The sequence below is a fragment of the Stenotrophomonas sp. YJH_SMC_32 genome (genome assembly GCF_059369975.1).
Window position 1 is genome coordinate 704,631 of sequence record NZ_JCAFTE010000001.1, and the last position, 26,193, is coordinate 730,823.

Genomic DNA, 26,193 nt, shown 5'->3' on the forward strand with positions numbered 1-26,193 from the left:
CTTGATCATTGACCGTGGATGCGGTCCAGTTCCCCCGCGCTTGAATGCGCCTGTCCGCCAGCCGATGCGCCCGCCGAACATGCTGCCCGCCGCCAATGACGATAACCTGGCCGAACAGGCCCGGGACTGGATCGCGTGGCTGGCCTCGGGTGACATCAGCGATGCACGCATGCAGGCGTTCGAGCACTGGCTGCAACAGCCGGGGCACCGCAGGGCCTTCGAACACGAGCGCGCGTTGTGGCGCAGTGTCGGGCCGCGCCCACAGGCCGCCGGGGCCAGCCGATGGCGTGGGCCGCATCGACTGCGCTGGGCCATGGCTGTGGCGGCAATGCTGGCGATGCTGGTGGCATGGCCGGAGGCGTGGCTGCGCCTGCAGTCCGATCATCGCAGCACGCATCAGGTGCAGCACGTGCGGCTCCCCGATGGCAGTCGGGCGGTGCTGGATGTGGACAGTGCGATTGCCGTGCGCTTCGATGCGAACGCCCGCGAGGTCGAGCTGCTGCGCGGGCGCGCCTGGTTCGAGGTCAGCCCGGATGCACAGCGGCGTTTCAGCGTGCGCGCCGGCAATGGCCTGGTCGAGGACATCTCGACCGCGTTCACCGTGGCGCGTGGAGACGAGGGGGTGGAAACCCAGGTTGGGCAGGGCAGGGTGCGCGTGGCCAGCCCGGCCGACGGTGGCTGGACCTACCTGCAGCAGGGGCAGCGTGCCGTCTACACTGAACGTGGCGGGGTCATGCGACGGGCTGACGTGACCGCCGACAGCGTCGGCGCCTGGCGCCAGGGCGAGCTGCTGCTGGAGCAGGTCCCCGTTGCCGATGCGTTGCAGTGGGCGGGGCGCTATCGCGCGGGGCCGACCTTCGTGCGCGGCGATCTGTCACGTCTGCCTGCAGTGAGTGCTGCGTTGCGCATCGACCGCCCGGAACAGGCGCTGGACGCGCTGGCGGTAACGGCAGGTCTTCAGGTTACTCGTCTTCCATTCGGCGTCGCCATCGTGCAGTAGATCCACGCCACGCGTGGATGAGCGTCTCTGTGCCGACCATCGGCCGGCACCCACCGCTACCACCGGCCGACCAACGGTCGGCACCCACCCGCGCCACGTCGGCATCCCCCGTGACCGCAAATCGCTCTTGGGGTTGTCGCGCGCCCAGCCGTCTTACCCGGCGAACGTACCCGCCGTCGCCACGTACGTCGCCGTGTCCGCCCGTGTTGCGGATGACGCCGCGTTCGCGGCACCGATTACCTGACAGGTTCTTCCATGTTCGACTCCCACCGCTCGGGCCGCGTACTGCGCCCGTCCCGTCTGTGCATTGCGTTGCTTGCCGCCGGGCTGGTCAGTACGACGCCACCCGCACTGGCGCAGAGCGCCCGCAGCGAGCACGCGGCCGTACTGCGCTTTGATATTCCTGCACAACCGCTGGATGAGGCCCTGCGCAGCTACATGCGCCAATCCGGCGTGCAGGTGGTGTACCCCGCATCGCTGGCACACGGCGTAACCTCCCACGCGGTCAGCGGCAGCCTGTCGGCCGACCAGGCGTTGCAGCGCCTGCTGCAGGGCAGTGGCGTGGCGGTGCGCCGGGTCAGCGCCGATGCGGCCACTCTGGGGGCAGCAACGCCGGTGCCGGCCGACAGCGGTGTGATCGTCACCGACACGCTGAGTGTGGCCGGCGACCGCGTCGACAGCGGTGCGAACAACGATGAAGCGCGCCTGCTCGACAGCTATCGCAGCGTGGGTTCGACCACCACGCTCGACCGCACGCATCTGGAGCGTTTCCGCGGCACCTCCAACGGTGACATCGTCAAGGGGGTGGCCGGTGTCACCGCCGGTGATCCGCGCGTGGGCAACGGCTTCGACGTCAACATCCGTGGCATCCAGGGCCAGGGCCGCGTACCGGTGATCATCGACGGTGGCCAGTCCAGCATGGACACCTACCGCGGCTATGCGGGCCAGTCACAGCGCACCTACCTCGACCCCGACCTGATCTCCAGCCTGACCATCACCAAGGGCCCGAGCCTGCAGGCCAACGCGTCCGGTGGCATCGGCGGCGTGGTCGAGATGGAGACGTTGAAGATCGGTGACGTGCTGCGCGAGGGCCGCGACTTCGGCGTGCGCGTGCGCGGTGGCCTGGCCAATGGCAGTGCCAACAACCTGCCGTCATACAGTGCGGCGCCGCGCAGCGATCGCAGCGCTACCGGCAGCCAGTTCTTCAACGTGGCCGGTGCCGGTCACTGGGACCGCTTCGACCTGGTTGCGGCCTACGCGTACCGGGACAACGGCAACTACTTCTCCGGCAAGCACGGCTACGATGATTTCCCGCAGACCCGTCGTACGCTGGCGCCGCTGAATCCGCCGCGTACCGAAGTGTTCAATACCTCCTCGCGTTCGAAGTCGGCGCTGCTCAAGGGCACCTGGCGCATCGATGACACGCAGAGCCTGGAAGCCGGCTACCGCCGCTATGAAGGCACGGCCGGCGAGATCATGGCCTCGCAGATCATCCGCGTCGACCGTGACCGCATCCCGCAGTGGGACCCGGGCCACGTCGACATGGACAGCTACACCCTGCGCTATCGCTTCGATCCGGACAGCGAGCTGATCGACCTGCGCGTCAATGCAGCGTACACCGACACCGACAGCGTGATGTACAACAGCCTGACCGGCATCACCCCGTGGTACTTCGATCGCCGCACCGAGTGGTACGACGCGCCCAGTTTCAGTGGCGATCCCGGCTACAAGGATGCCTACCGCAATCCGTTGCGGCAGAAGCGCTTCGGCCTGGATGCCAGCAATACCTCCAGGTTCGACACCCGCGCCGGTGCGTTCACGCTCGACTACGGCCTGTCCTACAGCGACGAAGACATCACCCCGGGCAGCTCGGGCCCGATCATGCACGATGACCTGGTCAACAACCGCTTCCTGCGTAATGCCGAGCGCAAGGAATACAGCGCCGTGGCCGCGCTGAAGTGGCAGCCCGACGAACACTGGGAGCTGCTGGCCGGTGGCCGCTGGAACCGGGTGGACGTGCACGACCGCAACCGGCTGGCCACGCCCGATGCCTACGAGGTGCAGGGCCAGTACCGCTACACCGAGCTGCTCAACGGCAACCCGGCACTGCCCTCGTGGCGCGCCAAGCGCATCGCGTTGCTGAACTGGTATCCGGATGCCAACGGCAACTTCACCCAGGCCTCGCTGCTGGCCTCGCCGTACAAGAAGGGTACGGTGGGCGACATCGCCGGCTGGAACTTCTACGACGCCGGCAAGCCGCAGGATCTGGAAGTGCCGGTCAGCTGGAGCTGGTCGCAGCCGATCCGCCGTCGCGACACCGCGTTCTCGCCTACCGCCAGCGTGGCCTACCGTTTCAGCGAAGACACCCTGGTCTACGTGAAGTACGCCGAAGGCACCAAGCTGCCGAGCCTGTTCGAGACCACGCTGGGCCTGTTCACCGCTGCCAAGCCGGTCGGTGAGCTGAAGCCGGAGCGCGCGCGCAGCTGGGAAATCGGTGCCAGCTCCCTCCGCTACGACCTGTTTACCGCTGGCGACCGCCTGGCGCTGAAGCTGGCGTACTTCGATACCCGCATCGACGACCTGATCACCCGTGACTACCGCACGCTTTCGGCCGGCCTGATCCGCAACGTCGATCAGTTCAAGGTCTCAGGCATGGAATTCCAGTCCAGCTATGACAGCGGCAAGGTCTTCGCCGACCTGTCCGCGCATTACTATGTCAAGGCCAAGACCTGCGCGCCGGACATCGCCGCCGAGCGTCGTGCCTATGGTGCGCAGCGCAGGAACGACGAGCTGGCCAATACACCCAACTGCGTGGACGGTGGCTTCGAGGGCTCGTACACCAACACCCAGAACCCGCCGCGCTACACAGTCAACCTGATCCTGGGCTCGCGCCTGTTCGACGAGCGCCTGACCTTCGGCGCCCGCATGGTCCACAACGCTGGCCCGATCAGCAAGTTGGACAAGGACTGGAACGTGGGCCTGTCGGCGATCCAGCAGCTGTACCGGCCGAACACCTTGGTCGACCTGTTCGCCAGCTGGAGCTTCAACGACCAGCTGTCGGTGGAAGCCGGCGTCGACAACCTGACCGACCGTTACTACCTGGACCCGCTGGCCCTGGGCGTGATGCCGGCACCGGGCCGCACCGCGCGGTTGGCGTTGACCTGGAAGTACTGATCGGTCGCGGATGAGCGGTGGGGTCGGATCCCTTTCCAGCGGAAAGGGATCCGACCCCAGCGAGCGTGCGTAACCCGCTTACAGCCCGGTCGCGGCCTTCACCGCATCTTCGTGCAGCGACTCGTTCAACTCGTCCACCACGGTCGTCCATGCCGCATCGGCCTGCAGCGACTCGGCCAGGAACTGGCGCTGGGCATCGTTCCAGTAGGGCGCCTCGACGACTTCGACGTCGGTGGCCAGCTGGTGCTCGCGGATGAAGCGGGCGATGCCTTCGGCGCTGGCGTCCAGGCCCAGCTGCAGGAACAGGTTGGTCATGCGCGGTTCGGTGGTGATCATCATCGGTTCCGGGTGGAAGAAGGGGATGGCCCCATTATCGGCACACATGGGCTTGGGGAAACCCCCGCGGCGGACGTCTACAGCAGGACGACCCCCCTGGCATTCCCCCATGAACGCACACATCGCTCCCGAAAACAGCCGCAGCCTGCGGCTCAAGGCCGCCACCCGCGACAGCCACGGTGCGCTGGACAAGCGCATCATGGCCGGTGACATCTTCGCCGACCGCAGCAACTTCGCCCGTTTCCTGCGCGTGCAGTATCGCTTCCACCGCAGCATCGATGCGCTGTATGCCAACCCTGCCCTGGGCGCATTGCTGCCCGATCTTGGAGAGCGCCGGCGCCTGACACAGGTCGCACGCGACCTGCAGGACCTGGAGCAGGCCCTGCCTGGCGCGGACATCGACGCGCTGCCCTCGGACCTCGCGCTGCCGACTGCGTTGGGTTGGCTGTACGTGGCCGAAGGCTCCAATCTCGGTGGCACCCTTCTGTACAAGATGGCGGCCAGGCTCGGCCTGCACCGTGATTTCGGCGCCCGCCACCTGGCCGCCCATCCCGATGGCACAGCGCGCCACTGGCGCGAGTTCACCGCTGTGCTGGACGCGGTGCCGCTGAGTGCCGAGCAGGACCAGCAGGTGATCGATGCAGCCGACGCTGCGTTCCGCAGCGTGTACCGCCACGTCGAAGTGGAATTCGCCTGATGCGCGGCGCGCGCCCGCAGGTGCAGCGCTGATGCGCTGGCTCTGGTTCGCGCTGGGCTGGCTGATGGTCGGCCTCGGGGTGATCGGCGCATTGCTGCCAGTCATGCCGACCACCATCTTCCTGATCCTCGCGGTGGGCTGCTTCGCGCGCAGCTCGTCGAAGTTCGAGCAGCGCCTGCTGGCGCATCCACGCTACGGCCCGTCGCTGCGGCTGTGGCGCGAGCAGGGTGCCGTGTCGGGCAAGGGCAAGGCGTTTGCCAGCGCAGGCATGGCGGCGGGCTTTGCCCTGTTCTGCTGGGGCGCGCATCCGTCGTGGCGCCTGTTGCTCGGCGTGGGCCTGTTCTTTGCCGCCAGCGCCGGTTACGTGCTCAGCCGGCCGGCACCGCGACCGGAGCCCCATCCGGCCGTGGAAGTGGACGACGCCAACGATCCTCGCGCGGCCCGCCGCCGCCCGAGGTGGCCGGCGACCCGGTGAACGTGATGGTGCCCGTGTGGTTCTTCCTGCGCGGGCGGTGACCGCCATCGGGGTCGGATCCCTTTCCGCAGGAAAGGGTTCTGACCCCGTCGAGCCTGCCATCCACGCGTCGCGTGGATCTACAGCAGCGGCACCAGCAGCAGCGCCACGATGTTGATGATCTTGATCAGCGGATTGATTGCCGGGCCGGCGGTGTCCTTGTACGGGTCACCGACGGTATCGCCGGTCACCGCAGCCTTGTGCGCTTCGCTGCCCTTGCCACCGAAGTGGCCATCCTCGATGTATTTCTTGGCGTTGTCCCAGGCGCCGCCGCCGGTGGTCATCGAGATGGCCACGAACAGGCCGGTGACGATCGTGCCGATCAGCAGGCCGCCCAGTGCGCGCGGCCCCAGCAGCAGGCCGACCACCACCGGCACGGCGACCGGCAACAGCGAGGGTACGATCATTTCGCGGATCGCCGAGCGGGTCAGCATGTCCACCGCCTTGTCGTACTGCGGCTTGCCGGTGCCCTGCATGATGCCGGGAATCTCGCGGAACTGGCGGCGCACTTCTTCCACCACTGCGCCCGCCGCGCGGCCGACCGCTTCCATCGCCATCGCACCGAACAGGTAGGGAATCAGGCCGCCGATCAACAGGCCGATGATCACCGTGTGGTCGCTGAGATCGAAGCGGAACTCCTGGCCGGGATTGGCTGCCTGCAGGTTGTGGGTGTAGTCGGCGAACAGCACCAGTGCCGCCAGCGCCGCCGAGCCGATCGCGTAGCCCTTGGTCACGGCCTTGGTGGTGTTGCCCACCGCATCCAGCGGGTCGGTGATATCGCGGATCTCCGAAGGCAGCTCGGCCATTTCGGCGATGCCACCGGCGTTGTCGGTGATCGGACCGTAGGCATCGAGGGCGACGATCATCCCTGCCATCGACAGCATCGCGGTGGCGGCAATGGCGATGCCGTACAGGCCGCCCAGTGCGAACGCACCCCAGATCGCCGCACACACCGCCACCACCGGCAGCGCGGTGGATTTCATCGAGATGCCGAGTCCGGCGATGATGTTGGTGCCGTGGCCGGTGGTCGAGGCCTGCGCCACGTGCTGCACCGGCTTGTACTGGGTGCCGGTGTAGTACTCGGTGATCCACACGATCAGGCCGGTCAGGACCAGGCCGATCAGCGCGCAGCCATACAGCGCCATCGGTCCATGCACGTTGTCGGACATCAGTCCGGTGGTGATCGGGTAGAAGGCGATGGCGGCCAGCACGCCGGAAACGATCACGCCCTTGTACAGCGCGCCCATGATCGAGCCGCCGGGCTTCACCTTGACGAACAGCGCGCCGATGATCGACGCGATGATCGACACGCCGCCCAGTACCAGCGGATACAGCACGGCATTGGCACCGGCTTCGGCCAGCATCAGGCTGCCCAGCAGCATGGTGGCGATCACGGTCACCGCGTAGGTCTCGAACAGGTCGGCCGCCATGCCGGCGCAGTCGCCGACGTTGTCACCGACGTTGTCGGCGATCACCGCCGGGTTGCGCGGATCGTCCTCGGGAATGCCGGCTTCGACCTTGCCGACCAGGTCGGCACCCACGTCGGCGCCCTTGGTGAAGATGCCGCCGCCCAGGCGCGCGAAGATCGAGATCAGCGAGGAGCCGAAGGCCAGGCCGACCAGCGCGTGCAGCGCCTGTTCCATCGGCAGGCCCATCTGCAACAGCAGTGCGTAGTAGCCGGCCACGCCCAGCAGGCCCAGCCCGACCACCAGCATGCCGGTGATCGCGCCGCCGCGGAAGGCGACGTCCATCGCCGCGCTGACGCCGTTGCGCGCCGCCTCTGCGGTACGCACGTTGGCGCGTACCGACACGTTCATGCCGATGTAGCCGGCGGCGCCGGACAGCACCGCGCCGACTGCAAAACCAATCGCGGTGTACCAGCTGAGGAAGATGCCGACCAGCACGAACAGCACCACGCCGGCGATGCCGATGGTCAGGTACTGGCGGTTGAGATAGGCACGCGCACCTTCCTGGATCGCGGTGGCGATCGCGATCATGCGCGCATTGCCGGTGGGTTGGCGCAGGATCCAGCGCGCCGAGACGATTCCGAACAGGATCGCGAGAATGGCGCAGCCCAGCGCCAGTGACAGCCCGTGACGTTCCAGCATTAGACCCCTCCGCAGAATGGATGTAGGCATCCAGTGGCGATGAACGGCACCACGAGGGGGACGACGGGCTGCAGCCTGGAACCAACCCGTACCGACCTTGGCGGTCGTCCGACGTATGGCGGTGTTCAGCATTCCCTGGTGCCCGCAGTATGCGTGCCGCCACTTGTAGAGTCGAGCCATGCTCGACCGGCTCCTGGGAGCCGCGGCGCATGCCGTCGGGCCCTGGGCATGATTCGCGAGCCAACGGCCTTTGCACCCCGTTAAGGCAGCCTCTGCAAGCCTGCGCACAGCCCCGTAGGAGATTCCCCATGCGCCTGTCCCTGTTGATGCTTGCCGCCCTGGTCCCGGCCGCACCGGCCTTCACTGCGGAAACGCCGGAACTGCAGCGTGCGGTCGGTGCGCCGCAGGCGGTGGGCGCGGTGCATACGCTGCGGCAGATCCCCGAGGCCTGCGCGCGGCTGGAAGGTGCGTTCACCGGTGATGCCGCCGCGCCATATCGCTTCTCCGCCGTCCGGACCAGCGAGCAATGCCAGCCACGCGCGCGCTTCGTCGATTACACCAAGGCGCAGCCGAGTGCCGACAAGGGCTGGAAGCTCAATGATGTGATCCGCGTGCCCAATGCCGCGTGCCCGGCGCAGCAGGCGGTGGTCCGGGTGTGGCGCCTGCCGTCGAGCCACAAGGTCGAGCTGGACGGGCAGGGCCAATCGCGCATTTATCTGGAAGAGGCGAAGAAGCAGGCCGCCGCCGGCCAGATTCCGCAGGTGACGATGTTCGCCGCGCAGCTGCAGATGGAAGGCAAGGCCTGCAATTGAAGTCGCGTGGGTGGTGCACCCGTGCCGTCATCCACGGCCGACATCCGGCTGATCAATCCGCCAGCATTGCCCCGCGCGCCACCAGCAGCTCGCGCAATGCCCTGCGGTGGCAGTGCGCTTCATCCTCGCAGTAGCAGCCCACGCTGATGTCGCTGTGTTGCGACATCGCGGCCAGAAGGTCCAGCGCGTGGGCGGCATCGGGCGCCTTCATCTCGGCCTTGTAATGGCGGAAGAAGGCGGTCCAATCGGCCGCCGTCGTTGCCTCATGTGCCCGCTTCACCAGCTCCGCGCTGGGTGACAGCGTAGGAAACCAGACGTCGTACCAGTCCTGTCGGGCGAACTCGCTGCGCGGCACGCCGCGCGGCGGCCGCCGCACCGTGCCGATGCGCAGTCCCTCGCCGGGTTGGCGCGGCGTACCGAGTCGGACAACACGCAGTGCCATGATGATCTCCATGAAAAGGGGACGGAGGGGATTAAGTCGTATCCGACCCACTGCTGATGCTGTTGGAGATGACAGAAGGGCGTATGCGACTTAATCCCCTCCGTCCCCTTTTTCAGGTCAGCCTTCGAAGGCCGGCAGTTTCTGCTTCACCGCTACGTTCTTCAGGGTGACGTACTTCGGCAGGCCATCGGTGCCATAGGGAAGCGGTGCTTCGCCCTTGATCAATGGTGACAGGTAGGCGCGCGCCCTGGCCGTGATGCCGAAGCCATCGCGGCGGATGAAACCAGCCGGCATCTTCTTCTCGTGGTTGGCGATCTTCGACAGCGGCGCCGCTTCGATCTTCCAGCGATAGGGCGCATCGCTGCTGCGCACGATCACCGGCATCACGCCATTCTGGCCCTTCAGTGCCAGCTGCACCGCGGCCTTGCCCACCGCCTGCGCCTGCTCCCAGTCGGTCCTGCTGGCCAGGTGGCGGGCCGAGCGCTGCAGGTAATCGGGCAGTGCCCAGTGCACCTTCAGGCCCAGCTGATCCTTGACCCGGCCGGCCAGGTGCGCCGCCACGCCGCCGAGCTGCGAATGACCGAACGAGTCCTTGCCACCGCCTGCATCGGCAACGAAGCGGCCATCGGCGGTTGCAATGCCTTCCGACGCCACCACCACGCAGTAGCCGACGCGCTCGACCACGGCTTTCACCTTGGCCAGGAACGTGGCCTCGTCGTAGGCGCGCTCGGGCAGCAGGATGATGTGCGGCGCTTCGTCATCACCGTTGCCGGCCAGGCCGGCGGCGGCGGCCAGCCAGCCGGCGTGGCGGCCCATCGCTTCGTAGATGAAGACACGGGTGGACGTTTCGGCCATCGCCGCCACGTCCAGTGCTGCTTCGCGCACCGAGACCGCGGTGTACTTGGCCGCTGACCCGAAGCCGGGGCAGGTATCGGTAACGGCAAGGTCGTTGTCGATGGTCTTGGGCACGCCGATACAGGTCAGGTCGTAGCCGGAGGCCTTGGCCAGCTGCGAGACCTTCAGTGCGGTGTCGGCCGAGTCGTTGCCGCCGTTGTAGAGGAACCAGCGCACGTCGTGGGCCTGCAGCACCTCCAGCAGGCGGTCATAGCGGGCGCGGTCGGCATCCAGCGATTTCAGCTTGACCCGGCACGATCCGAAGGCGCCGCCCGGGGTATGGGCGAGGGCGCGGATCGCGGCGGCACTCTCCCTGCTGGTGTCGATCAGCTCCTCGCGCAGCGCGCCGAGGATGCCGTTGCGGGCCGCCAGGACCTTGATGCCCTTGGCCCGGGCCTGCTCGATCACCGCTGCCGCCGTGGCATTGATGACGGCGGTGACACCGCCGGACTGGGCATAAAGGAGAGTACCGTTGCGCATGCTTCTACCTGCTCGGGGGAGGGGACATTGCAGGGACATTACCCGGATGCGGTAAAGTGGCGCTATTGCGGTGCAGCGATACCGGACCGTCCGGGACGCGAACCTTCTTTGTTTTCAACACGTTGGAGTCAGGTCAATGCGATTGGTTCTGTTGGGACCGCCCGGTTCGGGCAAGGGGACACAGGCGACGCGCCTGAAGGAAAAGCTGGGGATCGCCCACATTTCGACCGGTGACATGCTGCGCGCGGAAATCGCCGCCGGCACGGAGCTGGGCAAGCAGGCCAAGACGGTGATGGATGCCGGCAACCTGGTGTCGGACGACATCCTGCTGGGCATGCTGGAGTCGCGCCTGACCCAGGCTGATGTCGCCAAGGGCTTCATCCTCGATGGCTACCCGCGCAATGTGGCCCAGGCCAATGCGATGGATGGCCTGCTGGCCAAGATCGGCCAGCCGCTGGACGCGGTGGTGCAGCTGGATGTGCCCACCGAGCTGTTGGTGGACCGCATCGCCGGCCGCGCCAAGGAGCAGGGCCGCGCCGATGACAACCCGGAAGCGGTGCGCCAGCGCCTGCAGGTCTACAACGACCAGACCGCCCCGGTGGTCGATTTCTACGCCGGCCGTGGCACCCTGGCCCGCGTCGATGGCGTCGGTGAGCTGGACGAGATCGAAGCCCGCATCCTGGCAGCGATCAAGGCCTGATCCGGCGGGGCCGGCATGCGTCCGGTCCTTCAGGCGCAAAAAACACAGGCCTGGTCCGCAAGGATCAGGCCTGTGTCGTTTGATAGGCGCCAGCGAAGGGCTTGCTCAGGGCCCCGCAGCATGAGCTCCCTTGGGGATGGCCTCTTGGGGAGTAGGACCGGTTCGGGTACTGCGGCTGGCAGTTCGAATTGTGTCCGGGTTCACAGAACATCGCTATCGGGAATTCCCTGACAGCTGATTGGAGTTTTCTCACATCCCGTGTAGGGGTTGTCTTACCCGATAGCGGACATTGGCCCTATACAGCCGTCATCGGTCACAATCCTCGGTCATGAGCAGCGTACATATCCTTGCAATTGCCGGCACCTTCATGGGCGGCGTGGCCGCCCTGGCGCGGGAACTTGGGCATTCCGTCAGCGGCAGCGACCAGGCCATCTACCCGCCGATGTCGACCCAGCTCGAACAGCTGGGCATCACACTGGACCAGGGCTACCGTGCCGACAGCGTGCCGGCCGGTACCGACGAGGTGGTGATCGGCAACGCGCTGTCGCGCGGCAATGCCGCCGTGGAAGCCGTGCTCGATGCCGGCCAGCGCTATATCTCCGGCGCGCAGTGGCTGTCCGAGCAGGTGCTGCCGGGCCGCGACACGCTGGCCGTGGCCGGTACCCACGGCAAGACCACCACCACCACCATCCTCACCTGGCTGCTGGAAAGTGCAGGGCGCTCGCCGGGCTTCCTGATCGGCGGTGTCGCCGAGGATTTCGGTGTCTCCGCCCGCCTGGGCCAGGGGCGCGAGTTCGTGGTCGAAGCCGATGAGTACGACACGGCCTTCTTCGACAAGCGCAGCAAGTTCGTGCACTACCGGCCGCTGGTGGCCATCCTCAACAACCTTGAGTACGACCACGCCGACATCTTCCCGGACGTGGCCGCGATCCAGCGCCAGTTCCACCATCTGGTGCGTACCGTACCCGCACGTGGGCGTCTGATCGTCAACGGCGAGGATCAGTACCTTGCCGAAGTGCTGGCGATGGGCTGCTGGACCCCGGTCGAGCGCTTCGGATTCGATCCGTCGCTGGAATGGCATGCCGAGCTGCTGGCCGCTGATGGCAGCGCCTTCCGCGTGCACCATCGTGGGCAGGCGCTGGGTGATGTGCAGTGGTCGCTGCTGGGCCGCCACAACGTGCTCAATGGATTGGCCGCGCTGGCCGCCGCGCATGCAGTGGGCGTGGCACCTGCCCAGGTTATTCCGGCGCTGGCACGCTTCCGCAGCGTCAAGCGCCGCATGGAAGTGATCGGCAGCCATGACGGCATCACCGTCTACGACGATTTCGCCCACCATCCGACTGCGATCGCCACCACGCTGGAGGGCCTGCGTTCCAAGGTGGGTGACGCGCGCATCGTGGTCGCGATGGAGCCGCGCAGCAACTCGATGCGGCTGGGCGCACATGCGCAGGCGCTGGCTCCCTCGCTGGCGCTGGCCGATGAAGTGGTATTCCTGCATCGCCCGGAACTGGCCTGGGATGCTGCGGCGGTGATCGCCGCGGTGCGTGGCGAAGCCCACGCGGTGCCCGATACCGACGCATTGCTGGCGCAGCTGCAGGCCAGCGCGCGCAGCGGCGACCACGTGGTATTCATGTCCAACGGTGGCTTCGACGGTGCCCCGCGCCGCTTCCTCGCCGCGCTGCAGGCCCGATGAGCGGCGACGGCTCGCTGCCGCTGTTCCCGCTGCACACCGCGCTGGTACCGGGTGCAGCGGTAGGCCTGCGCGTGTTCGAGCGGCGCTATCTGGACCTGGTCCGCGACAGCGGCCGCAGTGGTGAGGGATTTGGCGTCTGCCTGATCCTCGAGGGCGAGGAGGTCGGCGCACCGGCGACACCGGCCGCCTTTGGCGTGCAGGTACGCATCGAAGACTTCGATGTCGGCGCCGACGGCGTGCTGCAGCTGCGCCTGCGCGGTACCCGTCGCTTCCATGTCGAGCGCACCCGCGTGCGCGACAACGGCCTGGTGGTGGCTGACGTGCGCTGGTGCGAGGAAGACCCCGATGACGAACTGCGGCCGCAGCATGCACTGCTGGCCACGGTGCTGGGGCACATCATCGAGCAGGCCGGCGAGGCCTATGCGCCGGCCAATCCGGCGCTGCTGGACCAGGCCAGCTGGGTCGGCTGGCGGCTGGCCGAGCTGCTGCCGCTGAGCGAGCAGCAGCGCCTTCAGCTGCTGCAGATGGACGATCCGCACCAGCGATTGCAGCAGCTGCTGGGCTGGATGCCGTAGAAGCCATCCATGTAGGGCGTGGATCTGCTGTAGAGCCGAGCCCATGCTCGGCTTGATGGATCCCGCGAAGAGCAGCCGAGCATGGGCTCGGCTCTACACTGGGTGATCGCGACCGGTACTGGTCAGGGCGTGGTGGTCTTCAACCGCAGCACCGGCAACCCGGTTTCGCTGTGCACGTCCTCGCGCTGCGGCAGGTCCTGCACGGCGTCCTTTACGGCATTCAATGCCGGGTCGACGCCACGCAGCGGGTGCCACATGCCGATCCACTCGAAATGGCGTTCGTAGCGCAGGGTCTGTGCACTGCCCAGCCACAGCGGCGTGTTGCCCGGCTGCAACTGCGCTGGGGCCGGCCACAGGCGCAGTACGTAGCGCTCATCACGGTGTGTACCCGGGCGTACCATCAACAGCGCTTCCACGCGGGTTTCCAGCGTCGCCGGCAGCACCGGCAGTTCATCGGCGCCGGTGTTCTTGTCCAGCATCAGCAGCGCCTGCTGCCAGCCAGCCTGCTCCTGCCGCTTCCAGCCGCGCGCTTCCAGTTGCGCCTGCAGCGGTGCCAGCGGACCGGCCACCTGTACGTCCAGCGGCCAGCGCTGGTCGTCATCGAACTCGTTGCGGCGCGCCGGCAGTGTCGCCCAGTCGTGCTGCCACCAGGCCTGCGTGTCCATTGCCTGCGGGGCCGGCAAGGTCGGCTCGAAGCGTTCCAGCTTCACCGGGATGTTGCGCGGTGCGTACCACATCGCGGCGACGGCGAAGACGCCGTAGAACAGCCATGCCACCGGCTTCACCCAGAACGAGCGGTTGAAGCGGCGGCGGTAGGCGATGCCCAGCACCAGCAGCCAGAAGGTGCCGAACAGCATGCCGCCGATCACATCGCTCAGCCAATGCGCGCCCAGGTACAGGCGCGAGAAACCGATCAGGCTGACCACGATGCCCGACACCAGGTACGGCCAGACGCGGGTACGGCCGGGCATCTCGCGGGCGATCAGCACCGCGAAGAAGCCGAAGGTGATGGTGGCCATCGTCACCGACACCGACGGGAAGCCGAAGCCGCTGCTGGCGTCGACCGGGCGCACAACATCGACGGTAGCGCCGAGCAGCATGGTCAGCGCCAGGCCGAAGGCCAGCGCGGCCAGCCAGTGCGCGGCCGCCATCCAGCGCCGGCGCCAGACCAGGTAGCCCATCGCCGCCGCAGTGGCCGGCAGCAGCACCTGCCAGGCGCCCAGCGACGCCAGCGCGGCCATCGGGTAATCGGCCAGCGGGTTGCGCAGGGCCAGCATTGCCTGGTGTACCAGCAGGTCGATCGCCAGTGGCTCGCCATGCGCGACCACCACGGTCAGCAGCGCGAACCAGCCCCAGCCCAGCACCAGCAGCATCAGCGCCAGCATCGCCAGCGGCACCGACTCGCGCCGCTTCGGATCCAGCACGCCGACGGTGTAGCGGCCCAGCGTCGGATGGCGGTTGGACCAGTCGAGCAGGCGTGCCAGCCAGTTGTCCATGCGCGCGGCCGACCAGCGGTAGCCGTACAGCACGAGGGCCCAGACCAGGCCAAGGATCACCGCCAGCAGGCCGACCACCACCACCAGCCGACCGGCTACTGCGGCCACCGCGTCATAGGCCTCGCCAAGAATCCAGCCGGGGGCCAGGAACAGCACCGCCCATGAAATGCTGGCGATACCACTGGCCTGTACATAGCGGCTGGCTGGCATCTTCATCATGCCCGCGATGGCCGGCACGAACGGCCGGATCGCGCCGACGTAGCGTGCCACCAGAATGCTCTTGAACGCGTTGCGGCGGAACAGGTTTTCGCCGCGGTCGAGCAGCTGCGGGTAACGGCTGAACGGCCACACGCCACGCAGGCGGTCGCCCCAGCGGCGCCCGATCCAGTAACTGATGCCATCGCCGGCGAATGCGCCCAGTGCGGCCGCCGCCACCGCGTAAGGTCCGGAGATCTGGCCCAGGCCGATGAACACGCCCACCGCAAACAGCAGCGGCAGCGCCGGCACGATGGCGCCGAGAATGATCACCGCATCGCAGAAGGCGATGAGGAAGATAACGGCACCCGCCAGCACGGGGTGAGCGGCAATCCACGCAAGCGTGGCGTCGATCCATGAAGAGTCCATTGCCCGATTATAGGGGCGTGAAGGTGACTGGTTCCCAGCCGCTTGGTGACCGTTTGCAACCGGCGCCATCGCCTAGAATGGGCCCATGCCGCATACGCCAGACACGCCACCACATGCTTTGAAGGCCGACAGCTTCGGTCGCATCCTCCGTGTGGAAGGGCCTGCCGGCCCCTTCGTACGCCGTGACCTGGGCGCCACGCCGCTGTGGTTGCGCCTGCCGGCCTGGTGGCTGGCCCGCCGCGAAGCGCGCGCGCTGCGCCATATCCATGGCATGGCCGACGTGCCGCAGCTGCTGGCGTGGAATGGGCATCATCTCGACCGCAGTTTCATGGCCGGCGACGCCATGTACCAGCGCCCACCGCGTGGCGACCTGGCCTGGTTCCGCGCCGCGCGTCGGCTGCTGCAGCAGCTGCATCGGCGCGGCGTGGCCCACAACGACCTGGCCAAGGAAGCCAACTGGCTGGTGACCGAAGACGGCCGCCCGGCATTGATCGACTTCCAGCTGGCAGTGATCGGCAACCCGCGCTCGCGCTGGATGCGCCTGCTGGCCCGCGAGGACCTGCGCCACCTGCTCAAGCACAAGCGCATGTACTGCCGTGAGTCGCTCACCCCAGTGGAAAAGCGCGTGCTCAAGCGCACCTCGTGGGTGCGCGAACTGTGGTTCGCCACGGGCAAGCCGGTCTACCGCTTCGTTACCCGTCGCATCCTGCATTGGGAAGACAACGAGGGGCAGGGGCCCAAGCCGTGAGTCCACTGCAGGTAGTGACCGGCCCACCGAGTGCGGGCAGCGTCCTGCGCCCACAGCTGGCCGGTGCCGACTTCGTGCACGCCTGCCAGGCAACAACCCATCGTGATGAGCGCTCGGCCTTGCAGGCTTATCGCGATATGGCCGCGACCATTCCCGGCTGGTTCGATGGGCTGATGGCGCTGCGCAATCGCGGCATGCGCCTGCTCGGCATGAAGCACCTGGGCTCGTTGCGCGCGGTGCAGGATGTTGCGGATCCTCAACCCGGGCAGCGACTGGGCATCTTCACCCTGCAGTCGCTCAGTGACGATGCCATCGTGCTGGAAGACGACGACCGCCACCTGCGTGTGCAGCTGGCCCTGCAGTGGCAGGGCGACGTGCTGGAAGCGGCGACCGTGGTGCATACGCACAACGCGTTCGGGCGCGTATACATGCTGCCGGTTGCGCCGGTGCATCAGCTGATCGTGCCGCATCTGCTGAGGAAGCAGGCGCAGGCGTACCGGTAGATCCACGCGATGCGTGGATGCGCCCGCTGACGGCCTTGATGTAGTGCCGGCGACCTTACGGCGTTGCCGGCACTACCTGCTGGCCGATGAAGTTGCGCTTGGCGTCGAAGTCGTAGGCGATCTGCAGCTGGCCTACATCCGGGCAGGCGTGGCAGTCACGCAGCGGCGTGCGGTACAGCAGGCGGATGCCGCCGTTCTCCAGCGGCGTGGCCCCGGCCGACTGCGCCGGGGCGAACGGCGTGGCCTGCGGGTGGTCCTTCAGCAGGGCCTGCACGGCGGGGGCGGCACGCAGGGTGTCGTCCAGCTGCACGGCATCCACATCGATGCGCTTGCCGGTGGCGTCGACCAGGCGGGTGCCCTCGTTGGTGTTGGCGCGGAACGGATACTCGACCGTGGCAATGCCCAGGCCTTCGTTCTCGTGCCAGGCCGTCACGTAGGCCAGCTCGCCGCCGGTGGACAACTGTTCGGCCGCAGCAATGGCATCGGCGCTTGCGCCACCAGCGCGCATCGCATCGCGCAGGCACTCACGCGTGGCTGCATTCCCGCCCTGGCGGCAGGCGTTGAGGTCGCCATCCCACACCACTGCCTCGCTCCAGCGCAGCTTGCCGTCGGCGGCGGCCTTCTCTGCGCTGGGCGTGTCACCGGCAGGCGGCTCCTTGCCGGGTTCCGGCGAACGGCCTTGGCAGGCAGTCAGCAGGGCAAGCCCCAGGGCAGGCAGCAACAGGCGGGAACGGCGCATGGCGTGGACCTCGTGCGTTGACTGGAGGCCCGAGTATCGTCAAGGCCGGGTGAACTCCGCGTCGGCGCGGCATACTGGCGGCTCATTGCATACGCTGGAGTGTGGAACGTGGGCAGTCTGCAGGGCAAAACGCTTTTCATCACGGGTGCCTCGCGTGGCATCGGCCTGGCCATCGCACTGCGCGCTGCGCGTGACGGGGCGAACGTGGCCATTGCGGCCAAGTCGGCGGTGCCGAACCCGAAGCTGCCAGGTACCATCCACAGCGCGGCCGAGGCCGTTACCGCCGCCGGTGGCCAGGGGCTGGCGCTGAAGTGCGATATCCGCGAGGAAGAGCAGGTGCACGCCGCGGTTGCGGCCACGGTCGACACCTTTGGGGGCATCGACATCCTGATCAACAACGCCAGCGCGATCTGGCTGCGTGGCACGCTGGATACGCCGATGAAACGCTTCGACCTGATGCAGCAGGTCAATTCGCGTGGCAGCTTCCTGTGTGCGCAGGCCTGCCTGCCGTACCTGCTGCAGGCGCCGAACCCGCACATCCTGACCCTGGCGCCGCCGCCGAGCCTGGAACCAAAGTGGTGGGGCGCGCATACCGGCTACACGCTGGCGAAGATGGGCATGAGCTTCGTCACGCTCGGCCTGGCCGCGGAATTCGGCCCGCAGGGGGTGGCGGTGAACGCGCTATGGCCGCGCACGGTGATCGCCACCGATGCAATCAACATGATTCCGGGCGTGGATGCAGCGGGCTGCCGTACGCCGCAGATCATGGCCGACGCCGCGCATGCGGTGCTGGTGCGTGAAGCGGCAGGCTTCCACGGCCAGTTCCTGATCGACGATGAAGTGCTGGCACAGGCCGGCGTCAGCGATCTGTCCGGCTATGCCGTGGACCCGTCGCGGTCGTTGTTGCCGGATCTGTTCCTGGACTGAGTGCTACGTTGCGCAAGGGCCGAGGGCTGCGGCCCTCGGCCTGCTGCGCTAGAATACAGGGCTGTAACCGTTTTCAACAGGGATGTGAACACATGTCACGTACGCTTTCCGTCGCGGCGCTGGCCGCTTCGCTGTCGCTTGTCCTGGCCGCCTGCGGTGGCAAGGCTCCTGCAACCGCTGGCGACGCCGGCGCCTCGGGCAAGCCGGAGGCCAACACGGTGCCGTCCGACGCACAGCAGCAGTTGACTGCGAAGCTCAACGCCTACATCGGCTGCTTCAACGCGCTTGATTCGAAGACGCACGACAGCCTCCAGTCCTATACGCGCTGGATCAAGGACGTCGAGGCCGGCCCGACCGGGCGCGAGACACAGGTGTACGGCCCGTTCGAGATCAGCGATTACGACATGAAGCAGTGCGATGGCCCGGTGACCGAGGCGATGGCTGCCAAGCCGGCGCTGGCCGAACTCGATGCTGCTGCCAGCCATTATCAGCAGGCGCTGAAGGCGCTGGTGCCGATCAGCAAGGAGGCGCACGACTACTACGATCGCCAGGACTACGAAGACGACCAGTTTGCCAGGGGCAAGCAACTGCACGCGCCCTTGATGGCCGCATTCAAGGACTTCGTGGCTGCCAGCGAAACGTTCAACGCCGAGCTGGAGCGCCAGAATGACGCTGCCCAGCGCGAGCAGCTCAAGGTATTGGAACAGGCCGAGGGGCGAACGCGCGAGTACTACCGTCTGGCGATGATGCTGGAAGCCAAAGCGATCGTGGAGCTGATGAGCGAGGACGACTTTGATCCGGCCCAAGCCCGTGAACGACTCGACGCCTTCAACCGTATTTCCGACGAGGCGCATGCCAAGGTGGCCGATCAGGAGCCGGGCAAGCTGGACTGGAACAGCTTCGAGCGCGAAGCCGAGAACTTCCGTCGGGAAGGCAAGGAGCGGCTGCAGCGGGTCAGCAGCAAGACGCCCTACAGCGATTTCGAACGGCGCATGCTGGATTCGCCCTCGATGGCGCCACGCGGCTCGGCCAGCAAGCTGATGCAGGAATACAACTCGCTGGTTTTCCAGAGCAACCGCCAGTAAGCGGGAAGCTCAACGCTTCATTTTTGTCGCGATTGAGCAGGTTGATTGCGGCATGACACGCCCTGCAGCCCCGAATGCCAGCACCTTGCCGAGGTGCTGGAGCGCGCGCTCGCGCCATGCATGACGATGCCTGCAGTTTTCACTTGTGCAAGGAACTGATTTGAATGCATCCACACGCCTGATTCCTGTTCTCCTGCTCTGCGCGCTGGCCGGCTGCAACAACCCGGCCGGGCTGGCTGTCGCCGATCCCGGGTTGGAAAGGGTGAACGCCTATATCGAGTGCTACAACGGCGTCGAACAGCCCATCCACGAGGGTTTCCAGACCTACACCGGTTGGATGAAGGATCCCGAAGCCGGTCCAACTGGCAAGGAAGCGCAGCCGCGCTCACCTGGCAAGGTGTTGTCGCACCGGGTCGAGTACTGCGGCCAGCCGTTGAGCGAGGCGCTGGCAAAGGTCCCGGCGACGTCGCTGGATGCGGCCGCGCGGCAGTACCAGCAGGCGTTCCTGGCGCTGAACACCCTGATCGAGCGCGCCGATGGCTATTTCACCCGCGAGGACTATCGTCGCGATGGTGGTGAAGGGATGCGCAGCCAGCATGCCCCGCTGATGCAGGCCTATGCTGATTTCTTCAAGGCCAGCGAGGCGATGGATGCGGCGCTGGAAAAGAACGAGAACGATCGCCGCGCCGCCCAGCTGAAGCAGATCGAGGAAAGCGAAGGCCGCTCGCTGGCGTACTACCATCTGCGCCTTGTCGGCGATGGCAAGCAGCTGGCAATGGCGTTCCAGGGCGAGGCACCGGACGTTGCGGTGTTGCGCGGCCAGCTGGCCGACTATCAGGCGCTGGTGACGGAAATCCAGAACGGTGGTGTCGGCAAGGACGACCCGATGTGGGGCCATGTGCAGCGCTCGGCCGACAAGCTGGTGCGTACCGCCGGGCGCGGAGTCGAGCGCCTGGAACAGGGCAAGCCGATCACCGCCGATGCGCTGGCCGCCGAGCGCAAGGCGTCGGGCAGCTGGCTCACCACCGACCCTGAAGGCGCACAGTCGACGATTCTGGATGCCTACAACGACCTGGTGACCACCAGCAACCGGATGCGTTGAGGGCGATCCACGCAGGGCGTGGATCTGCCCACGGTAGCGCCGGGCCATGCCCGGCGCGCACCCTGTTGGTCCGGTAGTGCCGGGCGTTGGCCGGCATGTGCCTCAATGGCTGAACGCATCCGGCAGCTGGCCACCACACTTGCGGCAGTGCCGCGCATCGGGTTCATGCCCCTCCAGCCCGCAATGCGGGCAGCCGCGGGCATCGCGGCGCGCGGCCAGTTCGGCTTCGCGCATGGTGCTGGCCAGTTCGGCGGTGTAGATGCCGGTCGGCACGGCGATGATGCTGTAGCCGATCAGGATCAGCACCGAGGTGACGAAGCGGCCAAGCACGGTCTGCGGCACGATGTCGCCGAAGCCGACCGTGGCCATGGTCACCACCGCCCAGTACATGCTGGCCGGGATATTGGTGAAGCCGTGTTCGGGGCCCTCGATCACGTACATCAGCGCCCCGGCGATGATGGTGATGGTGATCACCGTGAACAGGAACACCAGCACCTTGCGCCGGCTGCGCCACAGCGACGTCATCAGGACGCCGCTTTCCTCGATGTAGCGGGTCAGCTTGAGGATGCGGAACACGCGCAGGATGCGCAGCGCACGCACCACCAGCAGGCTCTGCGCGCCGGGGATGAACATCGACAGGTAGGCGGGCAGGATCGACAGCAGGTCGATGATGCCCCAGATGCTCACCGCGTAGCGCAGCGGTCGCTTGACCACCGCCAGCCGCAGCAGGTACTCGGCGGTGAAGATGATGGTGAAGCCCCATTCCAGGATGTACAGGCCGGTGGACCACTCGGCATGCAGGTGCTGCACGCTGTCGATCATCACCACCAGGATGCTGGCGACGATCGCCACCACCAGGATCAGGTCGAAGTTGCGCGAGGGCCGCGAGTCATGGCGGTAGATGATGTCGAACCACCGACGGCGCCAGCCGGTCTCGGTGGCGGGGTTGAGCTGGGGGGCGGAAAACGGTCGCATGGGCGCATTGTGCCGCAGGGGTTCCGGCGCGAGAATGGGCATTCCTGAACCCTGCCGACTGCCATGACTGCCGCGACCGATCCGCTGATCTCCCTTTCGCACTACTACCTGCCGGTCTACAAGCCCCGCCAGGTGGTGTTGGAGCGAGGGCAGGGCGCCCGCGTGTGGGACAGCCAGGGGCGTGAGTTCATCGACCTGGCCGCCGGCATCGCCGTGTGCGGCCTGGGCCACAACGATCCGGACCTGGTGGCCGCGCTGGTCGAGCAGGCCGGCAAGCTCTGGCACACCAGCAACGTGTTCTACAGCGCGCCGCCGCTGCACCTGGCCGAGGAACTGGTGAAGGCCAGCCGCTTTGCCGAGCGCGTGTTCCTGTGCAACTCCGGCGCCGAAGCCAACGAAGTGGCGATCAAGATGGTCCGCAAGTGGGCCTCCAGCCAGGGCCGTCCCGCCGACAAGCGGGTGATCATCACTTTCCGTGGCAGCTTCCACGGCCGCACGATGGGCGCGGTGACCGCTACCGCCCAGCCGAAGTACCAGGAAGGCTACGAGCCGCTGCCTGGCGGCTTCCGCTACATCGATTTCAACGATGAGGTGCAGCTGGAAACCGCGATGGCCGCCGGCGACGTGGCGGCGGTGATGCTGGAGCCGATCCAGGGCGAGGGCGGCGTGATGCCGGCCAAGTCCGGTTTCCTCAAGCGCGTGCGTGAACTGTGCGACCAGCACAACGCACTGCTGGTGCTGGACGAGATCCAGGCCGGCATGGGCCGTACCGGCACGCTGTTCGCGCACTGGCAGGATGATGTGGTGCCGGACATGGTCACCCTGGCCAAGGCACTCGGTGGCGGCTTCCCGATCGGCGCGATGCTGGCCGGTCCGAAGGTGGCCGAGACCATGCAGTTCGGCGCGCACGGCACCACCTTCGGCGGCAACCCGCTGGCCGCTGCGGTGGCCAGCGTGGCACTGCGCAAGCTGGCCTCGGCGGAGATCGCCGCCAATGTCAGCCGCCAGTCGAAGGCGCTGCGCGATGGCTTTGCCCGCATCAACGACGAGTTCGGTGTGTTCAGCGAGGTGCGTGGCCGCGGCCTGATGCTGGGTGCGGTGCTGGGCAAGGACTTTGCCGGCCAGGCCGGGGCGATCCTCGACCATGCCGCCGAGCACGGCCTGCTGACCCTGCAGGCCGGCCCGGACGTGTTGCGCTTCGTGCCGTCGCTGAACATCACCGACGAAGAAGTGGCCGAAGGCCTCAAGCGCCTGCGCGCAGCGATTGCTGCGTTCATCGCCGCGCGCTGACGCCCCGGCGCTGGGGTCGGATCCCTCTCCTGCGGAGAGGGCTCTGACCCCGATCAGCCCACCGCGTAACGCTTCAACACCTTGCCCAGCCCTCGGCCATCGCGCACGGTTTCCGCGTGCAGGCCGGCGGCGCGTGCGCCGCGCACATTGGCGAACAGGTCATCGACGAACAGCGTGCGCGAAGGCGCCACGCCGAGGGCCTCAAGCGTGCGCAGGAAGACCTCCGGTGCGGGTTTGCGCAGGCCGAAATCGGCGCTGCAGAACACGCGTCCCTGCAGCGCAGGGAACAGTTCCGGCAGCAGGATGGGCAGCGCCTGCACCATCAGCGCGCCATTGTTGGTCAGTACCGCCAGTGGCAGCTGCAGGACCTGCAGCCGCTGCAGCACCGCGTGCTGCGGATGGCTGGCCGCCTGGCGTGCGGCGATCCAGCTGGGTACATCGACGGTCCTGCCCAGGCACTCCCCCAGCCGCGCCAGATAGGCCGGACCCTGCAGCGTGCCGTTGTCATGCGCCGCTTCCAGTCCGCTGTCGAACAGCGCCGCCTGCACTGCGGCAGGGGTAACATCCAGTACCTGCGCCAGGTGCAGCACGCGCTGCGCGCGCTGGTACTGCACCAGCACGCCGTCCACATCCAGCAGCAACAGGTCGATCCGCATCGGTCGAGCATGCCATTGCAGTGAGTGCGCGGGAAACCCTGGAGTGGGCATGCGACAGACGGTCGCAGACGCGGCCGCAGGGGCCTGCCTAGAATGGCGCTTGAATCCGCAGGAGAGGCAACGATGAAGGCTTGGTGGGTGGCAGTGGGACTGGGCGCGCTGATGCTGGCGCCGTCGGCGATGGCGCGGGTGTGTGCAGTGAGCATCGACAGCACCGACCAGATGAGCTTCAGCACTCGCGAGATCAAGCTTGCCGCCGACTGCACTGCCGTGGACCTGACCCTGCGCCACACCGGCAAGCTGGCCACTACCGCGATGGGCCATAACTGGGTGCTGACCCGCACTGCCGATTACCAGCCGGTGGCACTGGCAGGCATGCGCATGACCCTGGCCGACAGCTACCTGCCGAAGGCTGACAAGCGCGTGCTGGCGCACACCAAAGTAATTGGTGGTGGCGAGACCACGCGCGTGCGCTTTTCCACCCAGGGCCTGCAGAAGGGCGGCGACTACACTTTCTTCTGCTCGTTCCCCGGCCACTTCGCGATGATGAAGGGCAAGTTCGTCTTCGGTTGAAAAAAGGGGACGGAGGGGATTGAGTCGTTTGTGCATAAACGACTTAATCCCCTCCGTCCCCTTTTTGTGCCAACCAAGGTTGGCACCTACCAGAGGGTGTCTCAGCCCTTGGCGGCCTTGAATGCCACGCGTGCAGCGGCGAGGGTGGCCTCGATCACGGCATCGTCGTGCGCGCTGGACAGGAAACCGGCCTCGTACGCCGACGGCGCCAGGAACACGCCCTGCTCCAGCATCGCGTGGAAGAAGCGGTTGAACGCTGGGATGTCACAGGCGGTGGCCTGCGCATAGGTCTCCACCTTCTCACTGGTGAAGAACAGCCCGAACATCGCACCCACGCGGGTGGTGGTCACCGCCACGCCGGCTTCGGCGGCAGCCGCTTCCAGGCCGGCGCACAGGCGTGCGGTGCGCTCGGCCAGGTCGGCGTGGAAGCCCGGCTGCTGGATCAGCTCCAGCATCGCCAGGCCAGCGGCCATCGCCACCGGGTTGCCGCTCAGCGTGCCGGCCTGGTAGATCGGGCCGGCCGGGGCGATCTGCTGCATCAGCTCGCGGCGCCCGCCGTAGGCGCCCACCGGCATGCCGCCGCCGATGATCTTGCCGAAGGTGGTCAGGTCCGGGGTGATGCCGTAGTGCGCCTGCGCACCGCCGAGGGCAACGCGGAAGCCGGTCATCACTTCGTCGAAGATCAGCAGCGCGCCGTGTTTCGTGCACAGTTCGCGCAGGTGCTGCAGGTAGCCCTCTCGCGGCGGGATGCAGTTGGCGTTGCCGACCACCGGTTCGATGATCAGGCCGGCGATGTCATCGCCCTGCTGCTCGAACAGCGCAGTGGCCGCTTCGAAGTCGTTGTAGGGCAGGGTCAGGGTCAGTTCGCTCAGCCCGGCCGGGACGCCCGGCGAGGTCGGCACGCCCAGGGTCAACATGCCGCTGCCGGCCTTGACCAGGAACGAGTCGCCGTGGCCGTGGTAGCAGCCTTCGAACTTGACGATGCGGTTGCGGCCGGTGGCGCCACGCGCCAGCCGGATCGCCGACAGGGTGGCCTCGGTGCCGGAGTTGACCATGCGCACCATCTCGCACGACGGCACCAGGCGGGTGATGGTCTCGGCCATGGTGACTTCGGCCGCGCATGGCGCGCCGAACGACAGGCCGTTGTCGATCGCCTTCTTCACCGCCTGGCGTACCGCCGGATGGTTGTGGCCGACGATCATCGGGCCCCAGGAGCCGACGTAGTCGATGTAGCGGTTGCCATCGACGTCGTACAGGTAGGCACCGTCGGCGCGTTCAACGAAGAACGGCTCGCCGCCGACCGACTTGAACGCGCGCACCGGCGAATTGACGCCGCCCGGCAACAGCTGCTGGGCGCGGGAGAACAGGGCGTGGGACTGGTCGTGGTTCATGGGGCTTTCCTGGGCATTACGCGAACTGGGCGAGGTAGGCGCGCTGGGTCGCGACCGGGTCTTCGGCGGCGAACACGCTGCTGACCACGGCGACCAGATCGGCGCCGGCGTCGATGATGGGACCGACATTGTCCGGCGTCAGGCCACCGATCGCCACCCGCGGCACGCCCAGTGCGGCGCTTTGCCGCAGCAGGTCGGTATGGGCGCGGCTGGTGGTGATCTTGGTGGTGGTCGGGAAGAACGCGCCGAAGGCCACGTAGCTGGCGCCGGCGGCCACGGCCCTCTCGGCATTGGCCAGCTGGTCATAGCAGGAGGCGCCGATGATGGCCTCGGGGCCGAGCAGGGCGCGCGCGCTGGGGATGTCGCCGTCGGTGCCGCCCAGGTGCACGCCCGCCGCGCCCACGGCCTTGGCCAGCGCCGGGTCGTCGTTGACGATCAGCGGTACGCCGTGGTCTGCGCACAGTGCCTGCAGCGCGGTGGCCTGCTCCCGCCGCAGCGCGTCGCTTGCGGTCTTGTTGCGGTACTGCAGCCAGGTGGCGCCCGCGGCCAGCAGCGGCGCGGTACGGGCCAGCAGGCGTGTGGTATCGGGCTCGTCCGGGGTGATCAGGTAGACGCCGCGGGGCGCCGGGGAAGCAGAAGTCATCGATGGCTACCGGTGA

Annotated in this window: 25 protein-coding genes; 15 read left to right on the forward strand and 10 right to left on the reverse strand. The window is 67.2% G+C overall.

Annotation, left to right across the window (positions count from 1 at the left end; all coding sequences use genetic code 11):
• Positions 1–64 precede the first annotated feature (64 nt).
• On the forward strand, positions 65–1,000 hold the full coding sequence (locus AC5P7S_RS03180; RefSeq protein WP_095377959.1) for a FecR family protein: 936 nt from the start codon (positions 65–67) through the stop codon (positions 998–1,000).
• A gap of 255 nt (positions 1,001–1,255) precedes the next feature.
• The gene (locus AC5P7S_RS03185; protein ID WP_095377960.1) at positions 1,256–4,174 is read left to right on the forward strand and encodes a TonB-dependent receptor; all 2,919 of its coding nucleotides are present in this window, start codon (positions 1,256–1,258) and stop codon (positions 4,172–4,174) included.
• 78 nt (positions 4,175–4,252) lie between these two features.
• Here AC5P7S_RS03185 and AC5P7S_RS03190 read toward each other — a convergent pair whose 3' ends face one another.
• Positions 4,253–4,510, reverse strand: coding sequence for a DUF2789 domain-containing protein (locus AC5P7S_RS03190; RefSeq protein ID WP_032954498.1), 258 nt, complete (start codon positions 4,508–4,510; stop codon positions 4,253–4,255).
• A gap of 109 nt (positions 4,511–4,619) precedes the next feature.
• Here AC5P7S_RS03190 and AC5P7S_RS03195 point away from each other — a divergent pair, with 109 nt between their 5' ends.
• Positions 4,620–5,207 carry a biliverdin-producing heme oxygenase gene (locus AC5P7S_RS03195; RefSeq protein ID WP_095377961.1) on the forward strand — a complete coding sequence of 196 codons (588 nt, stop codon included), beginning with the start codon at positions 4,620–4,622 and terminating at the stop codon, positions 5,205–5,207.
• 31 nt (positions 5,208–5,238) lie between these two features.
• On the forward strand, positions 5,239–5,682 hold the full coding sequence (locus tag AC5P7S_RS03200) for a YbaN family protein (protein WP_095377962.1): 444 nt from the start codon (positions 5,239–5,241) through the stop codon (positions 5,680–5,682).
• 119 nt (positions 5,683–5,801) lie between these two features.
• On the opposite strand, the gene AC5P7S_RS03205 is transcribed toward AC5P7S_RS03200, so the two are convergent.
• A complete protein-coding gene (locus AC5P7S_RS03205; protein ID WP_095377963.1) occupies positions 5,802–7,829 on the reverse strand; it encodes a sodium-translocating pyrophosphatase in 2,028 nt (675 codons plus the stop codon).
• Between the two features lie 308 nt (positions 7,830–8,137).
• Here AC5P7S_RS03205 and AC5P7S_RS03210 point away from each other — a divergent pair, with 308 nt between their 5' ends.
• Positions 8,138–8,641, forward strand: coding sequence for a hypothetical protein (locus AC5P7S_RS03210; protein ID WP_005419059.1), 504 nt, complete (start codon positions 8,138–8,140; stop codon positions 8,639–8,641).
• Between the two features lie 52 nt (positions 8,642–8,693).
• Here the strand turns inward: AC5P7S_RS03210 and AC5P7S_RS03215 are convergent, their stop codons facing one another.
• Positions 8,694–9,083 carry a DUF488 domain-containing protein gene (locus AC5P7S_RS03215; RefSeq protein WP_005419050.1) on the reverse strand — a complete coding sequence of 130 codons (390 nt, stop codon included), beginning with the start codon at positions 9,081–9,083 and terminating at the stop codon, positions 8,694–8,696.
• Positions 9,084–9,200: 117 nt separating this feature from the next.
• Positions 9,201–10,457, reverse strand: coding sequence for a 6-phosphofructokinase (locus AC5P7S_RS03220; protein ID WP_005419049.1), 1,257 nt, complete (start codon positions 10,455–10,457; stop codon positions 9,201–9,203).
• Between the two features lie 136 nt (positions 10,458–10,593).
• On the opposite strand from AC5P7S_RS03220, the gene AC5P7S_RS03225 reads away from it, so the two are divergent.
• From AC5P7S_RS03225 to AC5P7S_RS03235, 3 genes are all read left to right on the forward strand, one after another.
• On the forward strand, positions 10,594–11,157 hold the full coding sequence (locus tag AC5P7S_RS03225; RefSeq protein WP_005419045.1) for an adenylate kinase: 564 nt from the start codon (positions 10,594–10,596) through the stop codon (positions 11,155–11,157).
• Positions 11,158–11,485: 328 nt separating this feature from the next.
• On the forward strand, positions 11,486–12,850 hold the full coding sequence (gene mpl, locus AC5P7S_RS03230; protein WP_005419043.1) for a UDP-N-acetylmuramate:L-alanyl-gamma-D-glutamyl-meso-diaminopimelate ligase: 1,365 nt from the start codon (positions 11,486–11,488) through the stop codon (positions 12,848–12,850).
• Positions 12,847–13,425 carry an LON peptidase substrate-binding domain-containing protein gene (locus AC5P7S_RS03235; protein ID WP_005419042.1) on the forward strand — a complete coding sequence of 193 codons (579 nt, stop codon included), beginning with the start codon at positions 12,847–12,849 and terminating at the stop codon, positions 13,423–13,425. The genes mpl and AC5P7S_RS03235 overlap by 4 nt, the downstream gene beginning before the upstream one ends.
• A gap of 122 nt (positions 13,426–13,547) precedes the next feature.
• Here the strand turns inward: AC5P7S_RS03235 and AC5P7S_RS03240 are convergent, their stop codons facing one another.
• On the reverse strand, positions 13,548–15,545 hold the full coding sequence (locus tag AC5P7S_RS03240; protein WP_065178360.1) for a bifunctional DedA family/phosphatase PAP2 family protein: 1,998 nt from the start codon (positions 15,543–15,545) through the stop codon (positions 13,548–13,550).
• Between the two features lie 85 nt (positions 15,546–15,630).
• Here AC5P7S_RS03240 and AC5P7S_RS03245 point away from each other — a divergent pair, with 85 nt between their 5' ends.
• Complete coding sequence (locus AC5P7S_RS03245) at positions 15,631–16,293, forward strand: serine/threonine-protein kinase (RefSeq protein ID WP_049413709.1); 663 nt, start codon at positions 15,631–15,633, stop codon at positions 16,291–16,293.
• Complete coding sequence (locus AC5P7S_RS03250; RefSeq protein WP_095377964.1) at positions 16,290–16,796, forward strand: DUF2867 domain-containing protein; 507 nt, start codon at positions 16,290–16,292, stop codon at positions 16,794–16,796. Before AC5P7S_RS03245 ends, AC5P7S_RS03250 begins: the two co-directional genes overlap by 4 nt.
• A 55-nt stretch (positions 16,797–16,851) precedes the next feature.
• On the opposite strand, the gene AC5P7S_RS03255 is transcribed toward AC5P7S_RS03250, so the two are convergent.
• Entirely contained in the window at positions 16,852–17,535 is a 684-nt protein-coding gene (locus AC5P7S_RS03255; RefSeq protein WP_095377965.1) for a hypothetical protein, read from the reverse strand.
• Positions 17,536–17,643: 108 nt separating this feature from the next.
• Here AC5P7S_RS03255 and AC5P7S_RS03260 point away from each other — a divergent pair, with 108 nt between their 5' ends.
• From AC5P7S_RS03260 to AC5P7S_RS03270, 3 genes are all read left to right on the forward strand, one after another.
• A complete protein-coding gene (locus AC5P7S_RS03260) occupies positions 17,644–18,462 on the forward strand; it encodes an SDR family oxidoreductase (protein WP_095377966.1) in 819 nt (272 codons plus the stop codon).
• Positions 18,463–18,554: 92 nt separating this feature from the next.
• Positions 18,555–19,547, forward strand: a complete 993-nt coding sequence (locus AC5P7S_RS03265; RefSeq protein ID WP_005419025.1) for a YiiG family protein — start codon at positions 18,555–18,557, stop codon at positions 19,545–19,547.
• 160 nt (positions 19,548–19,707) lie between these two features.
• On the forward strand, positions 19,708–20,649 hold the full coding sequence (locus AC5P7S_RS03270) for a YiiG family protein (protein WP_005419023.1): 942 nt from the start codon (positions 19,708–19,710) through the stop codon (positions 20,647–20,649).
• A gap of 102 nt (positions 20,650–20,751) precedes the next feature.
• Here the strand turns inward: AC5P7S_RS03270 and AC5P7S_RS03275 are convergent, their stop codons facing one another.
• Complete coding sequence (locus tag AC5P7S_RS03275) at positions 20,752–21,624, reverse strand: ion transporter (protein ID WP_069139259.1); 873 nt, start codon at positions 21,622–21,624, stop codon at positions 20,752–20,754.
• Positions 21,625–21,687: 63 nt separating this feature from the next.
• On the opposite strand from AC5P7S_RS03275, the gene AC5P7S_RS03280 reads away from it, so the two are divergent.
• A complete protein-coding gene (locus tag AC5P7S_RS03280; RefSeq protein WP_095377967.1) occupies positions 21,688–22,914 on the forward strand; it encodes an acetylornithine transaminase in 1,227 nt (408 codons plus the stop codon).
• Positions 22,915–22,967: 53 nt separating this feature from the next.
• On the opposite strand, the gene AC5P7S_RS03285 is transcribed toward AC5P7S_RS03280, so the two are convergent.
• Positions 22,968–23,570 carry an HAD-IA family hydrolase gene (locus AC5P7S_RS03285; protein WP_005419017.1) on the reverse strand — a complete coding sequence of 201 codons (603 nt, stop codon included), beginning with the start codon at positions 23,568–23,570 and terminating at the stop codon, positions 22,968–22,970.
• Between the two features lie 123 nt (positions 23,571–23,693).
• Here AC5P7S_RS03285 and azu point away from each other — a divergent pair, with 123 nt between their 5' ends.
• Entirely contained in the window at positions 23,694–24,143 is a 450-nt protein-coding gene (gene azu / locus AC5P7S_RS03290; protein ID WP_095377968.1) for an azurin, read from the forward strand.
• Between the two features lie 101 nt (positions 24,144–24,244).
• Here the strand turns inward: azu and hemL are convergent, their stop codons facing one another.
• Both hemL and thiE read right to left on the reverse strand, forming a co-directional pair.
• On the reverse strand, positions 24,245–25,534 hold the full coding sequence (gene hemL, locus AC5P7S_RS03295) for a glutamate-1-semialdehyde 2,1-aminomutase (RefSeq protein ID WP_095377969.1): 1,290 nt from the start codon (positions 25,532–25,534) through the stop codon (positions 24,245–24,247).
• Positions 25,535–25,550: 16 nt separating this feature from the next.
• Positions 25,551–26,177, reverse strand: coding sequence for a thiamine phosphate synthase (thiE, locus tag AC5P7S_RS03300; protein ID WP_005419011.1), 627 nt, complete (start codon positions 26,175–26,177; stop codon positions 25,551–25,553).
• Positions 26,178–26,193 lie beyond the last annotated feature (16 nt).